The following is a 20,531-nucleotide window of genomic DNA, read 5'->3' as shown; positions in this document are numbered from 1 at the left end:
GGGCGCCTTGCGGCGCCGCTTTTTATCCTTAATCGTCTTGGTGTTACATCCGGCCAACGCCAAAGGTGTTGGGCTGCAGCTTGCGGTGGTCGGCCTCCCAACACAGATCGAGCAGAAAGCCGATCAGCTTGCGGGTATCGCGTGGATCGATGATGCCATCGTCCCACAGCCGGGCCGAGCCGTAGATGGTGCCGGCGGCGATGTCGAGCGCATCCTTGGTCTCTTTTTCGAGCTTGGCGATCATCTGCTCGCTCTTCTCGTCGACCGGCACGCCCATGCGGACAAACTTGGCTTCGGAGATGATGCGCATCACCATGCCGGCCTGGGTGCCGCCCATCACCGCTGTGTGGGCCACCGGCCAGGCGAAGATGAAGCGGGGGTCGAGCCCGCGTCCGCACATGGCGTAGTTGCCGGCACCGTAGGAGGAGCCGACCACGATGGTGATCTTGGGCACACGGGTGTTGGCCACCGCCTGCAGCATCTTCGAGCCATGCTTGATGATGCCGTTCTGCTCATACTCGGTGCCGACGTTGAAACCGGTGGTGTTCTGGAAGAACAGGATCGGAATCTGTCCCTGGTCGCACAGCTGGATGAACTGCGCCGCCTTGGCCGAGCCGGTGTGGGTGATCGGGCCGTTGTTGCCGATGAAGCCGCAGCGCCAGCCTTCGATCGAGAGGTGGCCGCAGACGGTGTGTGGATCCCACAGTCCCTTGAACTCCAGGAAGTCTGAGCCATCGGCGATGCGGGCGATGATCTCGCGCACGTCATAGGGGACGCGGGGATCCTTCGGCACGATGCCGAGCAGCTCTTCGTTCGGGTAGAGCGGCTCGCTGTATTTCAGTTGTGGCCGTGGTGGCAGTTGCTCGTTCCAGGGGATGCGGGCGAACACCTCACGCGCCAGTCGCACGCCGTCGGCGTCATCCTCGGCCAGGTACTCGGCGCAGCCGGAGACGCTGCAATGCATCTCGGCACCACCCAGCTCTTCGTCGGTGGCGACCTCACCGGTGGCCGCCTTCAGCAGCGGCGGGCCGGCCAGGAACATCTTCGCCTGCTCCTTGACCATGATGATGTAGTCGGAGAGGCCAGGCTGGTAGGCGCCGCCGGCGGTGGCATTGCCATGCACCACGGTCACCTGCGGAATGCCCTTGGCCGACATCCGGCTCTGGTTGCAGAAACCGCGACCGCCATCGACGAAGACGTCGGCAGCCTGGGTCAGACGTGCGCCACCGCTCTCGGTCAGCGAGATCAGCGGCAGGTTGTTGACCATCACGATCTCCTGCATCCGGAAGCTCTTCTTGCCGGTGGCCGGACCGCCGGTGCCGCCCTTGTAGGCCGAGTTGGAGACGCTGATCATGCAGCGGATGCCTTCGACATAACCGATGCCGATGATGTTGCCGCCGCCACCGCCATCGGGATCTTCCGGATCCATCTGGTAGCCGGCCAGCGTGGAGAGTTCGAGGAAGGGCGAGCCTTCATCGAGCAGCATCTCGATCCGCTCGCGCGGCATCAACTGGCCCCGCTCGCGGAATTTCTTCTCGGCCTTGTTGGCCTGCTCGATCATCTTGCGCTCGATGGCACGAAACGCTTCGATCTGCTCGAGCATGAACTCGGCGTTCTCTTTGAAGGTGCTGCTGTTGGAGTCGATCTTGGTGCGAATGACGGGCATGACTGCTTCCTTGGTACCTGCAAAATCTCGTGATGGGTTTTCGATCGAGTGGCCGTGCGGACGGGGGGATTCAGCAACCTTTCCAGACCGGTTTGCGCTTTTCGAGAAAGGCGGTGATGCCCTCCTTGGCATCCGCGGTCTTCAGGCTCTTGTCGAGCATCTCCTTTAGGAAGGGAATGGCTTCATCGAAGGCCATCAGCTCCTGGCGATAGAAGGCTTCGAGGCCAAGGCGCATGGCGGCTGGCGAGAGATCGGCCAGCTCCTGGGCCAGTTCAGCCACCCGGGCATCGAGCTGCGCGGCCGGCACCACCTCGGTCGCCAGGCCATGCTGCTGCGCCGTTCTGGCATCCATCTTGTAGCCGCGCATGATGAAGTCGAGGCCGATTCGCCGCGGCATCACCCGGAACAGCCCGGCCATCACCATGAACGGCCAGATGCCGCGCTTGATCTCCGGCGCGCTGAAGAAGATGTGGTCGGCGGCGACGACATGGGTTGCGTTGCAGATGATCAGCAGACCGCCGGCCAGCACTGGCCCCTGCGCCTTGACGATGACGGGCTTGCAGAGGTCACGCAGCAGCGAGGCCAGCTCGCGGCCATCGTCGATCTTGGGCACGGTGCTCTGGCTCTGCTGCGCAGCGCCGCCGCCCATCGTGCCGAGGTCGCCGCCGGCGCAGAAGGTGTCGCCATTGGCGGCCAGGACCACCACGCGGATGTCGCGCTCCTGCTCCGCCACCCGCAGGGCGTAGGTGAGTTCTGTGCCCAGGGTCGGGCTGATCGAATTCTTCTTTTCGGGACGGTTGAGGGTGATGGTCATGATGTGATCGCTGACGCTGACGATCACGCACTCGAACACCAGCCCATCGAGTGTGAGTGTGGCCATGGAACTGCTCCTTGATTGTTATTCTGTGCCAGCGTGGATCGGCCACGCCGGCATTTCCATCTGCTTCAGCACACCCGCGGGATTGACAGCGGAATCTCGACCACCTTGGCGCGCAGATATTCGCCCAGGGTCTTGGCCTGCGGATCCATGCGGGTCGAGGAGGAGACCCCATCCTGCAGGATGTCGTGGATGTAGAAGTTCAGCGCGAACAGGTTGGGGAACTCGTAGCGCTCGATCTCGAACGGACGCACGTCGACCATGATCTCCTTGAGCCGCTCCACGGTGAGGAAGTCGCGCAAGAAGGCGTAGGACTCGGGCGTCGTGCCCCAGATGCCGACGTTGGCCGACCCGCCCTTGTCGCCGGAGCGGGCTGCGTAGATCCGTCCCAGCGCAGTGGGCGCGGTGGGACCGGTCGGCACCGGCGGAATCGGAAAGCCCGGCTTGGTGACCACTGCCTGGGGCAGACCGAGCTGCTGCGTCGGCGCGACGCTCTTCTGCTGGCCGTCGAAGGTCACCGTTTCACTGATGAACTCACTGCTGACCAGGGCTGGCCAGTACTTGATCAGTGCCTGCCCTTCGCCGGCACTCTCGATGGTCGAGAAACCAGGCACGTTGGCCAGGCCCATCTCGATCATCTTCGGTGTCAGATAGGGGCCGACCAGCTTCTGGTTCTGCGACACCAGATTGATGCGGAACAGCGAGAAGGCCTCTTCGTTGGTTGGCGGATTCTCTTTCTGGGTCGGGATGAACTGGGTCTCGATCTTGTCGAACTGCTCGCGTCCGCCCAGCATGGTCAGGTAGGCGTCGAGGAAGGTGTTGGCCTTCTTCTCGGCATCCAGGCCATAGATGGCGCAGGTCATCTTGTTTTTGTAGCCCCCCATCGTGTTGATGCAGACTTTGTGCGAGGGGGGGGGGTTCGAGCCTTTGACGCCGGAGACGAAGACCCGGTCACGGCCGCGCTGCTCGATGCGCAGGGTGTCGAAGTGGGCGGTGACATCGGGGTTGAGGTACTGGGTGCCGCGAATCTCGTACATGATCTGCGCCGTGACCGTCCCCACGGTGACCGCGCCGCCGGTGTCGGGGTGCTTGGAGATGGTGAAGGAGCCATCGGGGTAGATCTCGGCCCAGGGATAGCCGACATTGACGAAGCTGGGAATCTCATGGAAGAACGAGTAGTTGCCGCCGGTGGCCTGACAGCCGCACTCGATTACATGGCCTGCCGCCAGCGCACCGGCCAGGCGGTCCCAGTCGTCGCGCTTCCAGCCGAACTTCCAGGCCGCGGGGGCCATCACCACCGCCGCATCGGTCACCCGTGGGGCAATGACGATGTCGGCCCCCTGATTGAGCGCATCGACCATGCCCCAGCAGCCGAGATAGGCGTTGGCGGTCACCGGTGGAAAGGTGCTCTCGGCCAGCGGCATCCCCTTGTCCATGTTGATGAGCTGCTCACCCTTCTGTTGCAGCTCGCCGATGCGTGGCAGCAGGTCATCGCCTTCGATGTAGGCCACCTTCACCTTGAGACCGAGCTGGTCGGCCAGGGCCTGGGTCGCTTCGGCGCAGCCCCTGGGGTTGAGACCGCCGGCATTGGTGACCACCTTGATGCCGCGGTCGATGCAGGTGCCCATCACCTGCTCCATCTGCTTCAGATGGGTGTTGACCCAGCCGCGAGAGCCATCCTTCAGGCGCTGTCGGTAGAGGATCACCATGGTCAGCTCGGCCAGGTAATCGCCGGTCAGCACATCGATGGGACCGCCCATCACCAGATCCCTGGCGGCAGAAACCTTGTCGCCATAGAAGCCGCTGCAGTTGCCGATGATGATTTTGTCGTTGGGGGAACCCGCCATGGTTGCTGCTCCTTAATGGCCTGTCGTTATTTTCTGTCTGAGGCCGGCCGACGGCTGTTTTGTCGCCAGCCCCGAAATCGCCAGCAAGGGTATACGCAGAGGCAGTCGGCTGACAAGACTGCCCCCGATTTTGACGGGGTCAATCGACCGCTTCACCGTGGGCCTGGCGGTCGGCATGGTAGGAGGAGCGCACCAGCGGCGCGCTGGCCACCTGGCTGAAGCCAAGGCCGCGGGCGATCTCCCCCAGCTCGCTGAATTCGTCCGGAGTGACGAAGCGGCTGACCGGCAGGTGGTGCCGGCTGGGTTGCAGGTACTGGCCGAGCGTCAGCATGTCGACCCCATGGGCACGCAGGTCGTGCATCACTTCGATCAGTTCGTCGCGCGCCTCGCCCAGCCCCAGCATCAGCCCCGATTTGGTCGGAACTGCCGGCTGACGTGCCTTGAATGTTTGCAGCAGTTGCAGTGAGCCCAGGTAGTCGGCACCGGGACGGACCGACGGGTAGAGCCGGGGGACGGTTTCGAGGTTGTGGTTGAAGATGTCGGGCGGTGCGCTCAGCAGCGCATCGAGCGCTGGCGCGATGCGGCCGCGAAAGTCGGGCACCAGAATCTCGATCTCGATGCCGGGGCTCCGTTGGCGCAGCGCGGCGATGCAGGCGGCGAAGTGGCCGCCGCCGCCATCGCGCAGGTCATCGCGGTCGACCGAGGTGATCACCACATAGCGCAGCTTCAGTTCGGCCACCGCGGCGGCCAGTTGCGCCGGTTCGTCGACATCGAGCGGCTGGGGTCGGCCGTGGGCGACGTCGCAGAAGGGGCAGCGGCGGGTGCAGATGTCGCCCATGATCATGAAGGTGGCGGTGCCGCCGCCGAAACACTCCGGCAGGTTCGGGCAGGCCGCCTCCTCGCAGACGGTGCTGAGGCGATGCTGCCGCAGAATCGTGCGGATGCGCTGCACCTCGCCAGAGCTGGGCAGGCGCACCCGGATCCAGGCGGGCTTGCGCGGCAGGGTGTCGGTGGGGATCACCTTGACCGGGATGCGGGCGACCTTCTCTTCGCCGCGCAGTTTGATGCCGGCGGCGGCAGGGACTCCCAGCGGCCGGGAGCGGATGGGCGGGGATTCGGACATCGGCTCAACTCCAGCCGGTGAGTGGGTGGCCGTGAGTATACGCCAACCGCTGCATCAGATGCCGGCACAACGGTGGCGTGACCGATTCGGGCGTGGCCTCCGCCACGAAGTGGCTCACCTGGGTCATGCCGAGGCCGGGATGGCCGCAGGGGTTGATCCGTCGGAACGGCGCAAGATCCATCGCCACATTGAGCGCCAGACCATGATAGGAGCAGCCGCGCCGCACCCGCAGGCCGAGCGAGGCGATCTTCTCGGCGCCGACATAGACGCCGGGCGCGCCGCTGTGCGTTGCGGCATCGATGCCGAGCGTCTTCAGGCAGTCGATCACTGCCTGCTCGATCGCATCCACCAGCTGGCGGATGCCGATGCCCTTGCGTTGCAGATCGAGCAGCAGGTAGATCAGCAGTTGCCCCGGACCATGGTAGGTGACCTGACCGCCACGGTCGCTCTGCAGCACCGGAATGGTGCCAGGGTCGAGCAGATGCTCCGGCCGACCGGCCTGACCCAGCGTGAACAGTGGCGGATGCTGCACGATCCACAGCTCATCCGGCGTGTGGGCATCGCGGGTCGCGGTGAACCGCTGCATCGCCTGCCAGCAGTCATCATAGGGTTGCAGGCCGAGGGTGCGCAGCCGCAGCAGGTCGCTGAGCCCAGCCGCCGGGTTCATAACACCATGCGCACCCGCGGGTCGCCCTTGAGCGCGCCGAAGATCAGCGCCAGTTGCGCCTCGCCCTGTGCCTCGATGAAGAGGGTGACCGCCAGGTAGTTGCCGTCACGGCTGGGGCGGATGCTGACCTCTTCATACAGCAAACCGGGGGCATGGCGGGAGACGGTGGCGACGACGAAATCGGCGAAGTCATCGCGGGCCTCGCCCATCACCTTGATCGGATAGCGGCAGGGAAATTCGATGCGCGGCGGTTCGGTGGGTTGCATCCGGGACCTCGGTTGGTGCCAGGGTGGCGGGGCGGTTTACTGCGCTTCCTGTCGCAGCGCGTCGAAGATCTGTTCCAGTTGCAGCAGCCGTTCGAGTGGATCGTCGAGCGTCAGCAGCGCCTGCTTCTCATCGGCCGGCAGCGGCAGCAGTTGCGACAGTTGCCAGCCCAGCGTGCGCGCCTCGGTGGGGTCGCTCGCCATCGCCAGCCGTTCGACGAAAGGATACTCCAGCAGCTGCTGCAGGGTGCTCTGCAGGATCTCGAAGCGACCGGCCGGAACCTCCAGCGGCGGTTCTGGCGCCAGCCACTCTACCTCGGCCTGCAGCCGGCGACTGGGGGTGCTGGCGTGGTGCGCGATGCTGAACTTGCGTCCACCTTCGACCAGCAGTCCGAGCCGGTTGTGCCGCAGCTGCTGGAAGTCGACGATGCGCGCTTCAGTGCCGATCGGGTGGAACCGCGGCAGCTCGCCCACCTCCTCGCCCTCGATGATGGTGACGACACCGAAGTCGACCTTCTGTTTCATGCAGAAGGAGACCATCTCCAGATAGCGCGGCTCGAAGATCTGCAACTGGATCCGGCCACTGGGAAAGAGCGTGGTCTTGAGCGGAAACAGCGGGATCGAACTGCTCATCGCCGACTCAGGGCTGCCGCTCCCGGGCCACGGCGCGGTAGCCGATGTCGCGGCGACAGTAGGCGCCCCGCCACTGGATTTGCGCCACGTTGCGGTAGGCCAGTGCCTGTGCGGCGGCGACGCTGTCGCCGAGCGCGGTGACGCAGAGCACCCGGCCGCCGGCGGTGACCACCTGGCCGTCATCGAGGCGGGTGCCGGCATGGAACACCTTGCAGTCGGGCAGTGGCTGTGCGAGTCCCTCGATCGGATCGCCGGTGGCATACTCACCCGGATAGCCGCCAGCGGCCATCACCACGCCGAGTGCCGGGCGCGGATCCCAGCGGCATTCGCAGCCATCGAGCCGCTCATCGAGCGCTGCGCTGATCAGCTCGAACAGATCGGACTGCAACCGCAGCAGGATCGGCTGCGTCTCCGGATCGCCAAACCGGCAGTTGAATTCGAGCACTCTGGGTTCGCCGGCCGCATCGATCATCAGGCCGGCATAGAGAAAGCCGTGGTAGGGGTGCCCCTCGGCGGCCATGCCGGCCAGCGTCGGCTGAATGACCTGGGCCATGATGCGCTGGTGCAGCGCCGGCGTGATCACCGGTGCCGGTGAGTAGGCGCCCATGCCGCCGGTGTTGGGGCCGAGGTCACCGTCGTCGCGCGCCTTGTGGTCCTGCGAGGTGGCCAGCGCAATCACATGCCGGCCATCGGCCATGACGATGAAGCTGGCCTCTTCGCCGGTCAGAAACTCCTCGATCACCACCCGATGGCCGGCATCGCCGAAGGCGTTACCGGCCAGCATCTCCTGCACCGCCGCCTTGGCCTCGTCGACGCTCTGTGCCACGATCACCCCCTTGCCGGCCGCCAGCCCATCGGCCTTGACGACGATCGGGGCGCCGCAGGCATCGATGTAGGCCAGTGCCGGCGCCACCTCGGTGAAGCTCTGGTAGGCGGCGGTCGGAATGTGGTGGCGTGCGAGAAAGTCCTTGGCGAAGCGTTTGGAGCCTTCGAGCTGTGCCATCGCCCGGGTCGGACCGAAGCAGGCCAGCCCCTCGGCCTGGAAGCGGTCGACGATGCCCGCCACCAGCGGCACCTCCGGCCCCACCACCGTGCAGCGCACCTGCTGCTGGCGCGCCAGTTCGACCAGGCGGTCGAACTCGAGCGGATCGATGGCGACATTCTCGACCTTGGGCTCACTGGCTGTGCCGGCATTGCCGGGCGCCACCAGCACCCTGGCCACCTGGGGCGACTGTGCCAGCTTCCAGGCCAGTGCATGTTCACGGCCACCGGAGCCGATCACCAGAACAGTGTGGGCAGACATCGAATGGACTCCTGATCAGTGGCGGAAATGGCGCATGCCGGTGAACAGCATGGCCATGTCGGCTTCATCGGCGGCGGCAATCACCTCGGCATCGCGCAGTGAGCCGCCGGGCTGGATCACCGCGCGGATGCCGGCCGCTGCTGCGGTGTCGATGCCATCGCGGAACGGGAAGAAGGCGTCGGAGGCCATCACCGAACCGGCCACCGTCAGCCCCTCGTCGGCGGCCTTGATGCCGGCGATGCGGGCGCTGTAGAGCCGGCTCATCTGTCCGGCGCCGATGCCGATGGTGCTGCCGCCACGGGCGTAGATGATCGCATTGGATTTGACGAACTTCGCCACCCTCCAGGCAAACAGCAGATCTTCCAGCTCCTCGGCAGTGGGTGCGCGGCGTGTCACCTGTCGCAACTGGGCCGCGCTGACCTGTCCCAGATCGCGCTCCTGCACCAGCAGGCCGCCCTGCACCCGCTTGTAGTCGAGCGCCGGCTGCGGCTCACCCCAGGCGCCGGTGACCAGCAGTCGGACATTGGGTTTGCTGGCCAGCACCGGCAGCGCCTCCTCGCTCACCGCCGGCGCGATGATCACCTCGACGAACTGCCGTTCGATGATGGCGCTGGCGCAGGCCAGATCGAGCGGACGGTTGAAGGCGATGATGCCGCCAAAGGCCGAGGTCGGGTCGGTCCGATAGGCCAGCTCATAGGCGGCGAGCGGGGTGGCGGCCACCGCCACGCCGCAGGGGTTGGCATGCTTGACGATCACGCAGGCCGGTTCGCTGAAGCTCTTGACACATTCGAGCGCGGCATCGGTGTCGGCCACATTGTTGTAGGAGAGCGCCTTGCCCTGCAGTTGCCGTGCAGTGGCGATGCCCGCCTCGCGGCTGTCGCGCTCACGGTAGAAGGCGGCGCGCTGATGCGGGTTTTCGCCGTAGCGCATCGGTTCGACCTTGTCGAACTGCAGGTTGAGGCTGCGCGGAAAGCATTCGCCGTCGACTTCGTCGAGGCGGCCCAGATAGTTGGCAATCGCATCGTCATAGCGGGCAGTGTGTGCAAAGGCGACCCCGGCCAGCCGCAGCCGGGTGGCGGCGCTCAGGCTGCCGGTCGACGCCAGTTCGCTCAGCAGCCGTTCATAGTCCGCCGGCTCGACCACCACGGCGACATCGCGATGGTTCTTGGCTGCCGCCCGGATCATCGTCGGGCCGCCGATGTCGATCTGCTCGATCGCCATCGCCAGGTCGCAGTCGGGGCGGGAGATGGTCTCGGCGAACGGGTAGAGGTTGACCACCACCAGATCGATGTAGTCGATGCCATGGGCCGCGGCGATGGCGTCATCCTCGCCACGGCGCCCGAGAATGGCGCCATGCACCTTCGGATGCAGCGTCTTCACCCGTCCACCCATGATCTCCGGAAAGCCGGTGTAGCCCGACACCTCCTGCACCGCGATGCCGGCCTGCTGCAGGGCACGGTGGGTGCCGCCGGTCGACAGCAGCTCGATGCCGCGGGCGGCCAGCGCCTGGGCGAAGGGAATCAGGCCGGTCTTGTCCGACACGCTCAACAGCGCGCGCCGGGGGGTCATCGAATCGGGTGAGGAGGGGCTGTTCATCTCTGCTCTGAAAAGGCTCAAGGGTGAGGCGGGGTCGAGGGCGCGCCATCCGGGTGGTGGGTGAACCGGCACTGGCACGGTCGAAAGGCCGGCGATTATACGAAAAAGCGGCCCGTTTCGCGCGTGAAGCGGGGAGGGGGAGAGCGCGCGGCCACGGCCCGCGGCGCCGGCGATGCCGGATGAACGGCCGTGACTACTTCAGGTTGATCACATGCAGGCCGCACTCTTTGTGGGCGGCCTCTTCCCACCACCAGCGCCCCTCGCGCTCGTGCTGGCCGGGCAGCACCGGCCGGGTGCAGGGCTCGCAGCCGATGCTGACGAAACCGCGCTCGTGCAGCGGGTTGTAGGGCAGATCGAAGCTGCGGATGTAGTCCCACACCTGCTGCGAACTCCAGTTGGCCAGTGGGTTGAACTTGACCAGCTGCCGCGCTTCGCTCGAAAAGGCCGGGTCGAGCTCCATCACTGGAATCTGCTGGCGGGTCGAGGGGCTTTGGTCGCGCCGCTGACCGGTGATCCAGCCATCGAGGGCGGCCAGTTTCGCCCGCAACGGGTTGGTCTTGCGGATCTGGCAGCACTCCTGGTGGCCGTCACGGTAGAAGCTGAACAGCCCCTTGGCGTTGACCAGTTGCCGCACCTGGTCGGCGTCGGGGAAGAGCAGCTCGATCGGAATCTGATAGTGCTCGCGCACCCGGTCGATGAAGCGGTAGGTCTCGGGGTGCAGCCGACCGGTGTCGATCGAGAAGACCTGCACCGCCTTGTTCAGCTTCACGGCCATGTCGATCAGCACCACATCCTCGGCACCGCTGAAGGAGATGGCGATGGCGTCGAACCGGGCAAAGGCGTGGCGCAGGATCTCCCGCGGGCTTTTGGCGGCCAACTGTTCGGCCTGGCTGGCAATGTCGGCGGGGGAGAGCTGCATGGCAATGACCCGTGGCTTGATCTGAAGTGGTGTGCTGGAGCGGGCACGCAGTGTAACAACGGTGTGACAGCGGCATAAAGATCAAATCGTTTTATCGATAGAAGCTGGATTCATGGCCAGTCAGGCCATGAACGGTGGGGGCGCCATCGAGCAGCGACCCGATCGGGGCGGGTTGATATACTGACGCCACCAAGCCGGAGCCGGTCCGGCGCTGTTTCACCATGCAAACAAGGGGTAAGCCGTGGAGATCGCCTGTCTTGATCTGGAAGGGGTGCTGGTTCCGGAGATCTGGATCAACTTTGCCGACGAAACCGGCATCGCCGAGCTGCGCGCCACCACCCGCGACATCCCCGACTACGACCGGTTGATGCGCCAGCGGCTGGCGCTGCTCGATCAGCATGGCTTCGGCCTGCCCGACATCCAGCGGGTGATCGACCGCATGGGGCCGCTGCCGGGCGCGCTGGAGTTCGTCGACTGGCTGCGCGAGCGGTTCCAGGTGGTGATTCTCTCCGACACCTTCTATGAGTTCGCCCAGCCGCTGATGCGCCAGCTCGGCTGGCCGGCGCTGCTCTGTCACCGCCTGCAGGTCGATGAGCAGGGGCGGGTGGTCGACTACCTGCTGCGGCAGAAAGATCCCAAGCGTCACGCCGTCGAGGCCTTCAAGAGCCTCAACTTCCGGGTGATCAGCGCCGGTGACTCCTACAACGACACCACGATGCTGGCCGCCTCGGATGCCGGCATCCTGTTTCGTGCGCCGGCCAATGTGGTGGCCGAATTCCCGCAGTTCCCCACGGCCCGGGAGTATGACGAGCTGAAGGAGCGTTTTCTGGCCGCCAGCGACAGGAAATTGTCGCGCTGAACGGCTGCCTCGACACATTCAGATAAAGAGCGCGTTCCACGCGAGCAGACGCCAGCGACTGACCAGACCTTCGGTCACGAATGGGTCGCCCTGAATGAACTCCTCGGCCCCCTCGCGGCTGGCGAAGATGCCCATGGCCCCCTCCGTCGGGTCACCGAAGGGCCCGGCCGCCAGCACGATGCCGCGCGCATGGAACGCATCGAGCCTGGCACGATGCGCCGGGTAGTGCGCCCTGATTTTCGGCAAGGCATCGGGCGCCATTTCATAAAAAGAGACCACTTTCATGGCAGTTTTCCATTTGGAGAACAGGGGCTGGCAAGTTCAAGGCAAAAGGCGGGCGGTGGCGCTGACCGGCAAGCGCATCGATTCGCAGCGACGAACCGGATGTTCGGCCCGCGCCCTCGTGCGGCGGCGTGGCCGATCTGGGCTATCATGGCGCGAAACTGGTCAAGGAGTCTTTCATGGTCAAGCCGATCCGCTTCACCGACCGCTTTGCGGTCCATCCGCAGATTCGTCCCGAGGCGCTCGAAGAGGTGGCGGCGCTCGGCTACCGCCGGGTGATCAACAACCGGCCCGATGGCGAGGAGCCGGGACAGCCACGCAGCGCCGAACTGGAAGCGAAGGCGAAGGCGCTGGGGCTGGAGTACCACCACCTGCCGATCACGCTGCCGGGCCTGCATGAGGCGCAGATCGAGCAGATGGAGGCACTGGTGGCCGATCAGGCACCGGTCTTCGCCTTCTGCCGCACCGGCACCCGCTGCGCGATCCTGCATGCCATCATGGCGGTGCGTGCCGGGCGGCCGCTGGCCGAGCTGCTGGCCGAGGCGGCTCGCAATGGCTATGACCTCACCGCCCAGGAGCCGCTGATTCGCCACTTCGGCGATCAGTGAGCGCGCAGCGGATCCGGCCGTGCCGGCCGGGTCTCACTCGTCCCAGGGTGGCAGCAGGCCGTGGTCGACCGGGGCGAAGCTGTGGTGCGGCAGTGACTCGGCGCCATCGACCTTCAGGGTTTCACCGCTGATGAAGTTGGCGGCCGGCGAGAGCAGGAAGCAGATGGCGGCGGCCACCTCGGCCTCGCTGCCGAGGCGGTAGGTCTGGTTGTGCTTGCCCGCCTGCAGGAAGAACTTCTGGAACTCCGGGTCGTAGGTCTTGATGCCGCTGGAGTAGATCGCACCCGGCGCCACCGAGTTGATGCGCACGCCGTAGCGGCCCCATTCGACGGCCAGAGTCTTGGTGAGGTTGTCGACGCCGGCACGTGCCGCGCCGGTGTGGCACATGTTGGGAAAACCGTTCCACATGTTGGCGATGATGTTGACGATGGCGCCGCCCTTCTCCTTGAAGGCCTGGTTGAAGGCCTCCTGGGTGACGAAGAAGGTGCCATTGAGATTGGTGTCGACGACGGCGCGCCACCCCTTGGGCGAGATCTTCTCGGCCGGTGACGGAAACTGCCCGCCGGCGTTGTTGACCAGAAAATCGAGGGTGCCGCAGGTGGCGACGACCTGCTCGAAGAAGCTCTTGACCTGTTCCGGCTCGCGGATGTTGAGCGGGAATGCGTGCACCGTGCCGCCTTCGGCTCGAATCGTCTCGACGCTGCTTTTGAGCTTCTCTTCGTTGCGTCCGCCGATCACCACGGTGGCGCCCAGTTGCGCCAGTTCGCGCGCGGTGCGCAGGCCGATGCCGGAGCCACCACCGGTGACCACCGCCACCTTGCCGGCAAAGAGGTTGGCACTGAATACGCTTTTGATCATCGTGAGTTGCTCCTTGAGTCCCTGTTGTTATCGTCTGGCTGTCTCCAGCGTGATGGCGCATTCTCCCCGCTGCCGGTCGGCGAAATCAATAGCGACGCCGTGAGCGGGGCCGGACGTGACCGCGACACGCCAGTGGCAGCGGCTTCGGCTATAATGCCGCCCCCTTTCACCGCCCGCCCATTTTCAGGTGCCTTGCCGTGACCCAGCAGATTCGCAACATCGCCATCATCGCCCACGTCGACCATGGCAAGACCACGCTGGTCGATCGGCTGTTGCAGCAGTCGGGCACGCTGAAGCGGGGTGAGGAGCAGATCGAGCGTGCGCTCGACTCCAATGAGCTGGAGAAGGAGCGCGGCATCACCATTCTGGCCAAGAACACCGCCATCGCCTGGCAGGGCAACCGCATCAACATCGTCGACACGCCGGGCCACGCCGACTTTGGCGGCGAGGTGGAGCGGGTGCTGTCGATGGTCGACTCGGTGCTGCTGCTGGTCGACGCGGTCGATGGTCCGATGCCGCAGACCCGCTTCGTGACGCAGAAGGCCTTTTCCCAGAAGCTCAATCCGATCGTGGTGGTCAACAAGGTGGACCGTCCCGGCGCGCGGCCGCACTGGGCGGTCGATCAGGTGTTCGACCTCTTCATCAATCTGGGTGCCACCGAAGATCAGCTCGACTTTCCGGTGGTCTACTGCTCGGCGCTCAATGGCATCGCCGGGCTGGAGCCCGATGCGCTGGCCGAGGACATGGCGCCGCTGTTCGAGACCATCATGGCGCGGGTGCCGGCGCCGCAGGTCGACCTCGACGGCCCGTTGCAGATGCGCATCTCGACCCTCGACTACTCCAGCTATCTCGGCATCATCGGCATCGGCCGCATCAACCGCGGCAGGGCGCGGCGCGGCCAGCCGGTGACGGTGGTGGCCGCCGATGGCAGCCGCCGTGCCGGCAAGCTGGCGACCATCATGGGCTACATGGGGCTGGGCCGGGTCGAGGTCGAAGAGGCCGAGGCCGGTGACATCGTCTGCGTCACCGGTTTCGATGAGCTGAACATCTCCGACACGCTCTGCGACCCGGCGCTGCCCGAGGCGCTGCCGGCACTCAGTGTCGAGGAGCCGACGGTGTCGATGACCTTTCAGGTCAACACTTCGCCCTTCGCCGGGCGCGAAGGCAAGTATGTCACCTCGCGCAAGATCAAGGAGCGGCTGGAGGAGGAGCTCAAGCACAATGTCGCGTTGCGGGTCGAGGCGACCGACAGCGCCGACCGCTTTCGCGTCTCCGGCCGCGGCGAACTGCATCTGGGCATCCTGATCGAGACCATGCGCCGCGAGGGCTACGAGCTGGGCGTCTCCAAGCCCGAGGTGATCATCAAGGTCGAAAATGGCGAGCGGTTCGAGCCTTTCGAGGAGCTGGTGGTCGACATCGAGGAGACCCATCAGGGGGCGATCATGGAGACGCTGGGGGCGCGGCGTGGCGAGTTGCAGGAGATGGTGCCCGATGGCAAGGGGCGGGTGCGGCTGCGCTATCGCATCCCGGCGCGGGCGCTGATCGGTTTTCGCTCCGACTTCATGACCATGACCTCCGGCAGCGGCATCATGAGCCACAACTTTCTCGCCTACGGCAAGGCCCATCCGGGTGACGTGGGTGGGCGCAACAACGGCGTGCTGATCGCCAATGGCCAGGGCAAGGCGCTCGGTTTTGCGCTGTTCAACCTGCAGAACCGCGGCCGCCTCTTCATCGGTCCGGGTGAGGAGGTGTATGAGGGGATGGTCATCGGCATCCATTCGCGCGACAACGACCTGGTGGTCAACCCGCTGAAGGGCAAGCAGCTCACCAACATCCGCGCCGCCGGCTCGGACGAGAACATCGTGCTGACGCCACCGATCCGGATGACGCTGGAGCGGGCGCTGGAGTTCATCGCCGAGGATGAGCTGGTCGAGGTGACGCCCGGCAGCATCCGTCTGCGCAAGAAGCAACTGAAAGAGAGCGACCGGCGGCGCGATTCGCGGTCGGCCTCCAGCGAATGAGACTCAGGCCGTCACTGTGACAGCAGTGCCCGGTAGCCGTCGCGGTAGCTGGGGTAGCGCAACTCGAAGCCGCTGCGCCGCAGCCGCTGGTTGCTGCAGCGTTTGCTGCCGCCCAGGCGCTGGCTTTCGCCGCGCCGTTGCAGGGTGACGCCGAGCAGCCCGGCGATGAATGCCTCCACCTCGTGCAGCGGTGCCGGTTCATCGTCGACACCGAGGTAGCACTGCGCCACTGGCAGCCCCTGCCGGTCACGTTCGACCAGAAAGTCGAGGAGGCGCGCCGCATCCGCACTGTGGATGCGGTTGCCATACAGGGTCGGCGAGAGCGGGCTGCCCTGGCCGCTGCGGACCCGTTCGATCAGATGGTTGCGTCCCGGTCCGTAGATGCCGCCGAGGCGCACCAGCGTGGTCGGCAGGCCACTGGCGAGCGCCAGCCGTTCGGCTTCGAGCATGATGCGACCCGAGAAGCGCTGCGGCTCGGTCGGGCTCTCTTCATCGACCCACTCCCCCTGTGACTGGCCGTAGACGCCGGTGCTCGAGGTGAACAGCAGGCGCCGGGGCGCGGCCGGCAGGGCGGCGAGCAGGTTGCGCAGCCCCTCGACATAGAGCGCGCGGTAACCGGCTTCGCTGGAATGCTCGGCGGCCGCGGTGAACAGCAGGTAGTCGACGGCGGGCAGCGCGCGCAGCGTGGCAGGATCGCCCAGATCCGCGCTGCAGGGACGCACCCCGGTCGGCAGCAGGCTGCTCTGGCGGCGCAATCCCCACACCTGTGCACCGCGGACGGCGAGCAGCGTCGCGGCCTGACTGCCGACATCACCACAGCCGGCCACCAGCACTCGCAACGGTTCGCTCATCTCGACACCTGCTTCGATAAATGGGGCTGCCACCATACCATAGCGCCCATCGGCAGTTCAGAGACAGTGATGCAGAGATGACCCAGGCCGTCGATTTCTGGCAGGCACCCCTCACCCGGCTCAGTGGCGTGGGGCCGCAGTTGGCGGCCCGGCTGGCGCGTCTCGATCTGCACCGGGTCGAGGATCTGCTGTTCCACCTGCCGCACCGTTATCAGGACCGCACCCGCCTGACACCGATCGGCCAGCTTCGCCCCGGTCATGAAGCGCTGGTCGAGGGTGAGGTGCAGTTCAGCGAGATCGCACCCGGGCGCCGGCGGACATTGCTGTGCCGGATCAGCGATGGCCGTGCCGCCCTGACGTTGCGTTTCTTTCACTTTTCGCCGAAGCAGCAGCAGTGGCTGCGCGCCGGTCTCTGGCTGCGCTGCCATGGCGAGGTGCGCAGCGGCATGGCTGGGCTGGAGCTGGTCCATCCCGAACTCGAACTCCTGAGCGCGCCGGGCCAGCCGCCGCTGTCCCCCCATCTGACGCCGATCTACCCTGCCACCGACGGCTTGACGCAGACGCGGCTGCGCAACCTGATCGATCAACTGCTGCTGCGGATGCAGCAACTGGGCGCGCCACCTGACTACCTCGCTGGCCTCACTGCACAACAGGGGGATGACTGGAGTGAACTGCTGCGGGCCGTGCACCATCCGCCGCCCTCGCAGGATGCGGCGCTGCGTCAGCAGCAGCTCGACCGGCTGCGCCGCCATCTGGCCCGCGAGGAGCTGGTCGCCCATCAGCTGACATTGGGACGGCTGAAGCAGCAGGCGCAGCGGCACCGTGCACCACCCTTGCCGGTGGAGCAGAGCCGGGCGGCGGCCGAACGGCTGGCGGCCGCGCTGCCGTTTCGGCTCACCGCGGCGCAGCAGCGGGTGATTGCCGAGATCGGCGCCGATCTGCAACAGCGTCGGCCGATGCAGCGGCTGGTGCAGGGTGACGTCGGCTCCGGCAAGACACTGGTGGCGGCCTTTGCGGCGTTGCAGGCGCTGGAGAGTGGCCACCAAGTGGCGCTGATGGCGCCGACCGAGCTGCTGGCACGGCAACATGCCGAGAACTTCGACCGCTGGCTGGCACCGCTGGGTTGGGAGGTGGCGCTGCTCAGTGGCAGCCAGAAGGGCAAGGTGCGGGCCGACCAGGCGCAGGCCGTCGCCTCTGGTCGGGCGATGCTGGCGGTCGGCACCCATGCGCTGTTTCAGACATCGGTGCAGTTCCAGCGGTTGGGGCTGGTGATCATCGACGAGCAGCACCGCTTCGGGGTACATCAGCGGCTGGCGCTGCGCAACAAGGGCGGCGAGCAGCTCTGGCCGCATCAGTTGATCATGACCGCCACCCCGATTCCGCGCACGCTGGCGATGAGTGCCTATGCCGACCTCGACCTGTCGCTGATCGATCAGTTGCCGCCGGGTCGTCAGCCGATCACCACTTCGGTCATCAATGCGGCGCGCCGCGACCAAGTGATCGAGCGGATTCGCCTCAACTGCGCCCAGGGACGGCAGGTCTACTGGGTCTGCACGCTGATCGATGCCTCCGAGCAGATCGAGGCGCAGGCGGCGGCCGACACCGCCGCGCAACTGGCCGCCGCGCTGCCGCAGGTGCGGGTGGCCCTGCTGCATGGGCGGATGAAGGAGGCGGAGAAGCAGCAGACGATGGCCCGCTTCAAGGCGGCCGAGATCGATCTGCTGGTGGCCACCACCGTCATCGAGGTGGGGGTGGATGTGCCCAACGCCAGCCTGATGATCATCGAGAATGCCGAACGGCTGGGGCTGTCGCAGCTGCATCAGCTGCGCGGCCGGGTCGGCCGTGGCCAGATCGACAGCCACTGTCTGCTGCTCTACCGCGCGCCGCTGTCGCCGAATGGCCGGGCGCGGTTGGCGGTGATGCGTGAATCGCAGGATGGCTTTCGCATCGCCGAAGAGGATCTGCGGCTGCGCGGCCCCGGCGAGCTGCTGGGCACCCGCCAGACCGGATTGATGCAGTTCGGCCAGGCCGACCTCGGCCGCGATGCCGACCTGCTGCCGGAGGTGAAACAGTGGGCCGAGCGGTTGCCGGCACACCGTCCCGAACTGATCGATCCGCTGATCGCGCGCTGGTTCGCGCACAAGGAGGGATTCATCACGGTATGAGCCGCCCGGCACGGTGCGTTGATCAATCTCTGGTCTACACTTCAGGGGAAGTTTCGATTCATGCCTGTGGCCGATGTACGGCCGTGATGACTGTCTGGAGTGTGCCATGTCTTTTGCCACCGCCGTTGCGTCCGATCCATTGATGACGCCGGATCAACCCATCGAGGCCGCGATGCGACTGCGTCCGCTGCTGCTGGAGCGGGGTGGCAAGCAGAAGTTGATGCTGCTGACCGGTGCCGACCGCATGGTGCAGCTCGAACCGCTGTCGCGGCTGCTCGGTGCCGATCTGCGTGCCGCTCGCCCCGGCGATCAGGCGCATTGGAGCGCGAAGTGGCTGGCACAGGGCGCGGACGACCGCCTGCCCTGCATCATCGATGCAGCCCTGATCGATGCGCCACGCGGCTTCATCGAGATCGATGGCGATGGCCAGAGCATTCCTCTTTCCGAAGAGAGCTGGCGCGGATGGTGCGATGGCGCTCGCATCGCCGAGGTTTCGCTGCCGGTCGATGAACTGGAAGCGGCCTATCTGCACGCGGAACAGGCACGCATCGAGGCCGAGCGCGAGGAGGATGGCGGTGAGAGCTTCACTGCACAGCGCATCCGTGCCCGGCTGAGCGAGACGCTGTCGATTCCGCCGCTCTCCGAGGTGGCGCGCCGGTTGATCCAGTTGCAGGCCAATCCCGACGCCACCGGTGAGGATCTGGCGCGCATCGTCGAGTGCGATGCCAGCCTGGCCGCGCAGGTGGTGGGGTGGGCGTCATCGCCCTTCTATGGCAAGCGTGGCGGCGTGCGCACGGTGCGCGAGGCGATCATCCGGGTGCTCGGCTTCGACCTGGTGCTGAACCTCGCCATCGGTCTGGCGATGAAGCGCAGTCTGGGGCAGCCGCAGGATGCACCGCAGGGGTTGACCTCCTACGCCCGGCAGTCGATCTATCTCGCGGCGAGCACGGCGCTGCTGTCGACGATGATGCCGAGGAACCAGCGGCCCACGTATGGCGCGGCTTATCTCTGCGGCCTGCTGCACAACTATGGCCACCTGCTGCTGGGTTGTCTGTTTCCGCCGCACTTTTCGCTGATCTGTCGTCATCAGGAGCTCAATCCGCGGCTTCCACGGCACTGGATGGAGCAGCAGCTGCTGGGCGTGACCCGCGAACAGATCAGTTGCTGGATGTTTCGGCAGTGGTCGCTGCCCGATGAGGTGGTTTCCGCCATTCAGAGCCAGCATGGTGGCTGGGGCGAGTCCCGCCATGCCTGTCTTGGCCAGTTGCTCTATCTGTGCAGTCGCCTGCTGCGCCAGCGTGGCGTGGGCGACCTGCCGTGCGATCTGATCGACCCGCAACTCTACGTGGCGTTGCAGATCGATGAGGCCGAGGTGGCCTTGCGGCTGGATGAGCTGATCGAGAATTCAGAAACCCTCGACCAGTTGGCACAGAGTCTGGGGCGTTGAGCGGCAGGCTTGCGGAGGAGCGGTCTACCCGTTTCCGGCCATCCACGCCTTCAACTGTTTGCCCGGACGGAACAGCACGGTGGTGTGTGCCGGTATCTCCAGCGCGGCGCCGGTGCGTGGATTGCGTCCAGTGCGGGCGTTGCGCCGGCGCGGAGTGAAGCTGCCGAAGCCGGTCAGCGTCACCGATTCACCCCGCTGCAATGCCCGGGTGATCTGATCGAGAATCGCATCGATCACGCAGGCCGTGCGCTCGGGACTCATGTCGATGCGCTCGGCCACCTCGCGGATCAGTTCGCTCTTCGTCACCGGGTGCGTGGCCTGACAGTTTCCGAAGGTCGGGCGGGCAGCAACGAATTCAGAACTCGACCATCTCGAACATCTCCTTGCCCACCGCGCAGAGTGGGCAGATGAAATCCTCGGGCACATCCTCCCAGCGGGTGCCGGGTTCGATGCCCTCTTCGGGGCACCCCAAGGCTTCGTCATACACCCATCCGCAGACGATGCACTCATACTTCTTCCAGTCACTCATTGGCGGAGTCCCATGCA

Annotated in this window: 20 protein-coding genes; 5 read left to right on the top strand and 15 right to left on the bottom strand. The window is 65.8% G+C overall.

Annotated elements, in window-relative coordinates; translation table 11 throughout:
* Positions 1-43: 43 nt before the first annotated feature.
* The 10 genes from H7A13_05820 to H7A13_05775 all read right to left on the bottom strand — a co-directional run bounded on the left by H7A13_05820 (position 44) and on the right by H7A13_05775 (position 10,894).
* A complete protein-coding gene (locus H7A13_05820) occupies positions 44-1,666 on the bottom strand; it encodes an acyl-CoA carboxylase subunit beta (GenBank protein ID MCP5332860.1) in 1,623 nt (540 codons plus the stop codon).
* A gap of 70 nt (positions 1,667-1,736) precedes the next feature.
* Positions 1,737-2,546, bottom strand: a complete 810-nt coding sequence (locus tag H7A13_05815; protein MCP5332859.1) for an enoyl-CoA hydratase/isomerase family protein — start codon at positions 2,544-2,546, stop codon at positions 1,737-1,739.
* A 65-nt stretch (positions 2,547-2,611) separates the two neighbouring features.
* Positions 2,612-4,390 carry a DUF1446 domain-containing protein gene (locus H7A13_05810; protein ID MCP5332858.1) on the bottom strand — a complete coding sequence of 593 codons (1,779 nt, stop codon included), beginning with the start codon at positions 4,388-4,390 and terminating at the stop codon, positions 2,612-2,614.
* Positions 4,391-4,529: 139 nt separating this feature from the next.
* Positions 4,530-5,513, bottom strand: a complete 984-nt coding sequence (gene lipA, locus H7A13_05805; protein MCP5332857.1) for a lipoyl synthase — start codon at positions 5,511-5,513, stop codon at positions 4,530-4,532.
* Positions 5,514-5,517: 4 nt separating this feature from the next.
* Positions 5,518-6,180: a lipoyl(octanoyl) transferase LipB gene (gene lipB, locus H7A13_05800; protein MCP5332856.1), complete on the bottom strand. Its 663-nt coding sequence runs from the start codon at positions 6,178-6,180 to the stop codon at positions 5,518-5,520.
* Positions 6,177-6,446: a DUF493 domain-containing protein gene (locus H7A13_05795; protein MCP5332855.1), complete on the bottom strand. Its 270-nt coding sequence runs from the start codon at positions 6,444-6,446 to the stop codon at positions 6,177-6,179. Before H7A13_05795 ends, lipB begins: the two co-directional genes overlap by 4 nt.
* Positions 6,447-6,482: 36 nt before the next feature.
* Positions 6,483-7,076, bottom strand: a complete 594-nt coding sequence (locus H7A13_05790) for an LON peptidase substrate-binding domain-containing protein (GenBank protein ID MCP5332854.1) — start codon at positions 7,074-7,076, stop codon at positions 6,483-6,485.
* A gap of 7 nt (positions 7,077-7,083) precedes the next feature.
* Positions 7,084-8,379, bottom strand: a complete 1,296-nt coding sequence (purD, locus tag H7A13_05785) for a phosphoribosylamine--glycine ligase (protein ID MCP5332853.1) — start codon at positions 8,377-8,379, stop codon at positions 7,084-7,086.
* Positions 8,380-8,394: 15 nt separating this feature from the next.
* A complete protein-coding gene (gene purH, locus H7A13_05780; protein MCP5332852.1) occupies positions 8,395-9,948 on the bottom strand; it encodes a bifunctional phosphoribosylaminoimidazolecarboxamide formyltransferase/IMP cyclohydrolase in 1,554 nt (517 codons plus the stop codon).
* A gap of 220 nt (positions 9,949-10,168) precedes the next feature.
* Entirely contained in the window at positions 10,169-10,894 is a 726-nt protein-coding gene (locus H7A13_05775; GenBank protein ID MCP5332851.1) for a phosphoadenylyl-sulfate reductase, read from the bottom strand.
* Positions 10,895-11,135: 241 nt separating this feature from the next.
* Here H7A13_05775 and thrH point away from each other — a divergent pair, with 241 nt between their 5' ends.
* Complete coding sequence (thrH, locus tag H7A13_05770; GenBank protein ID MCP5332850.1) at positions 11,136-11,753, top strand: bifunctional phosphoserine phosphatase/homoserine phosphotransferase ThrH; 618 nt, start codon at positions 11,136-11,138, stop codon at positions 11,751-11,753.
* Positions 11,754-11,771: 18 nt separating this feature from the next.
* Here thrH and H7A13_05765 read toward each other — a convergent pair whose 3' ends face one another.
* Entirely contained in the window at positions 11,772-12,038 is a 267-nt protein-coding gene (locus H7A13_05765; GenBank protein ID MCP5332849.1) for a hypothetical protein, read from the bottom strand.
* A gap of 176 nt (positions 12,039-12,214) precedes the next feature.
* Between H7A13_05765 and H7A13_05760 the strand changes: the two genes are divergently transcribed.
* Positions 12,215-12,643 (top strand): TIGR01244 family phosphatase, encoded by a 429-nt coding sequence (locus H7A13_05760; protein MCP5332848.1) that lies wholly within the window; start codon positions 12,215-12,217, stop codon positions 12,641-12,643.
* Positions 12,644-12,676: 33 nt separating this feature from the next.
* Here the strand turns inward: H7A13_05760 and H7A13_05755 are convergent, their stop codons facing one another.
* On the bottom strand, positions 12,677-13,501 hold the full coding sequence (locus H7A13_05755; GenBank protein ID MCP5332847.1) for an SDR family oxidoreductase: 825 nt from the start codon (positions 13,499-13,501) through the stop codon (positions 12,677-12,679).
* 197 nt (positions 13,502-13,698) lie between these two features.
* Between H7A13_05755 and typA the strand changes: the two genes are divergently transcribed.
* The gene (gene typA / locus H7A13_05750) at positions 13,699-15,522 is read left to right on the top strand and encodes a translational GTPase TypA (protein MCP5332846.1); all 1,824 of its coding nucleotides are present in this window, start codon (positions 13,699-13,701) and stop codon (positions 15,520-15,522) included.
* A gap of 11 nt (positions 15,523-15,533) precedes the next feature.
* On the opposite strand, the gene H7A13_05745 is transcribed toward typA, so the two are convergent.
* On the bottom strand, positions 15,534-16,373 hold the full coding sequence (locus H7A13_05745; GenBank protein ID MCP5332845.1) for an SDR family oxidoreductase: 840 nt from the start codon (positions 16,371-16,373) through the stop codon (positions 15,534-15,536).
* Between the two features lie 77 nt (positions 16,374-16,450).
* Here H7A13_05745 and recG point away from each other — a divergent pair, with 77 nt between their 5' ends.
* Together recG and H7A13_05735 are read left to right on the top strand one after the other, a co-directional pair.
* Complete coding sequence (gene recG / locus H7A13_05740) at positions 16,451-18,538, top strand: ATP-dependent DNA helicase RecG (protein ID MCP5332844.1); 2,088 nt, start codon at positions 16,451-16,453, stop codon at positions 18,536-18,538.
* Positions 18,539-18,644: 106 nt separating this feature from the next.
* A complete protein-coding gene (locus H7A13_05735) occupies positions 18,645-19,985 on the top strand; it encodes an HDOD domain-containing protein (protein MCP5332843.1) in 1,341 nt (446 codons plus the stop codon).
* 24 nt (positions 19,986-20,009) lie between these two features.
* Here H7A13_05735 and H7A13_05730 read toward each other — a convergent pair whose 3' ends face one another.
* Together H7A13_05730 and H7A13_05725 are read right to left on the bottom strand one after the other, a co-directional pair.
* Positions 20,010-20,411 carry an HU family DNA-binding protein gene (locus H7A13_05730; GenBank protein MCP5332842.1) on the bottom strand — a complete coding sequence of 134 codons (402 nt, stop codon included), beginning with the start codon at positions 20,409-20,411 and terminating at the stop codon, positions 20,010-20,012.
* Entirely contained in the window at positions 20,341-20,514 is a 174-nt protein-coding gene (locus H7A13_05725) for a rubredoxin (protein MCP5332841.1), read from the bottom strand. Before H7A13_05725 ends, H7A13_05730 begins: the two co-directional genes overlap by 71 nt.
* Between the last annotated feature and the right edge of the window lie 17 nt (positions 20,515-20,531).

Source organism: Pseudomonadales bacterium (assembly GCA_024234215.1).
Taxonomy (GTDB): domain Bacteria; phylum Pseudomonadota; class Gammaproteobacteria; order Pseudomonadales; family UBA5862; genus JACKOQ01.
The sequence above is the reverse complement of the archived record's forward strand: the minus strand, read 5'-3'. Positions and strand labels throughout refer to the sequence as shown.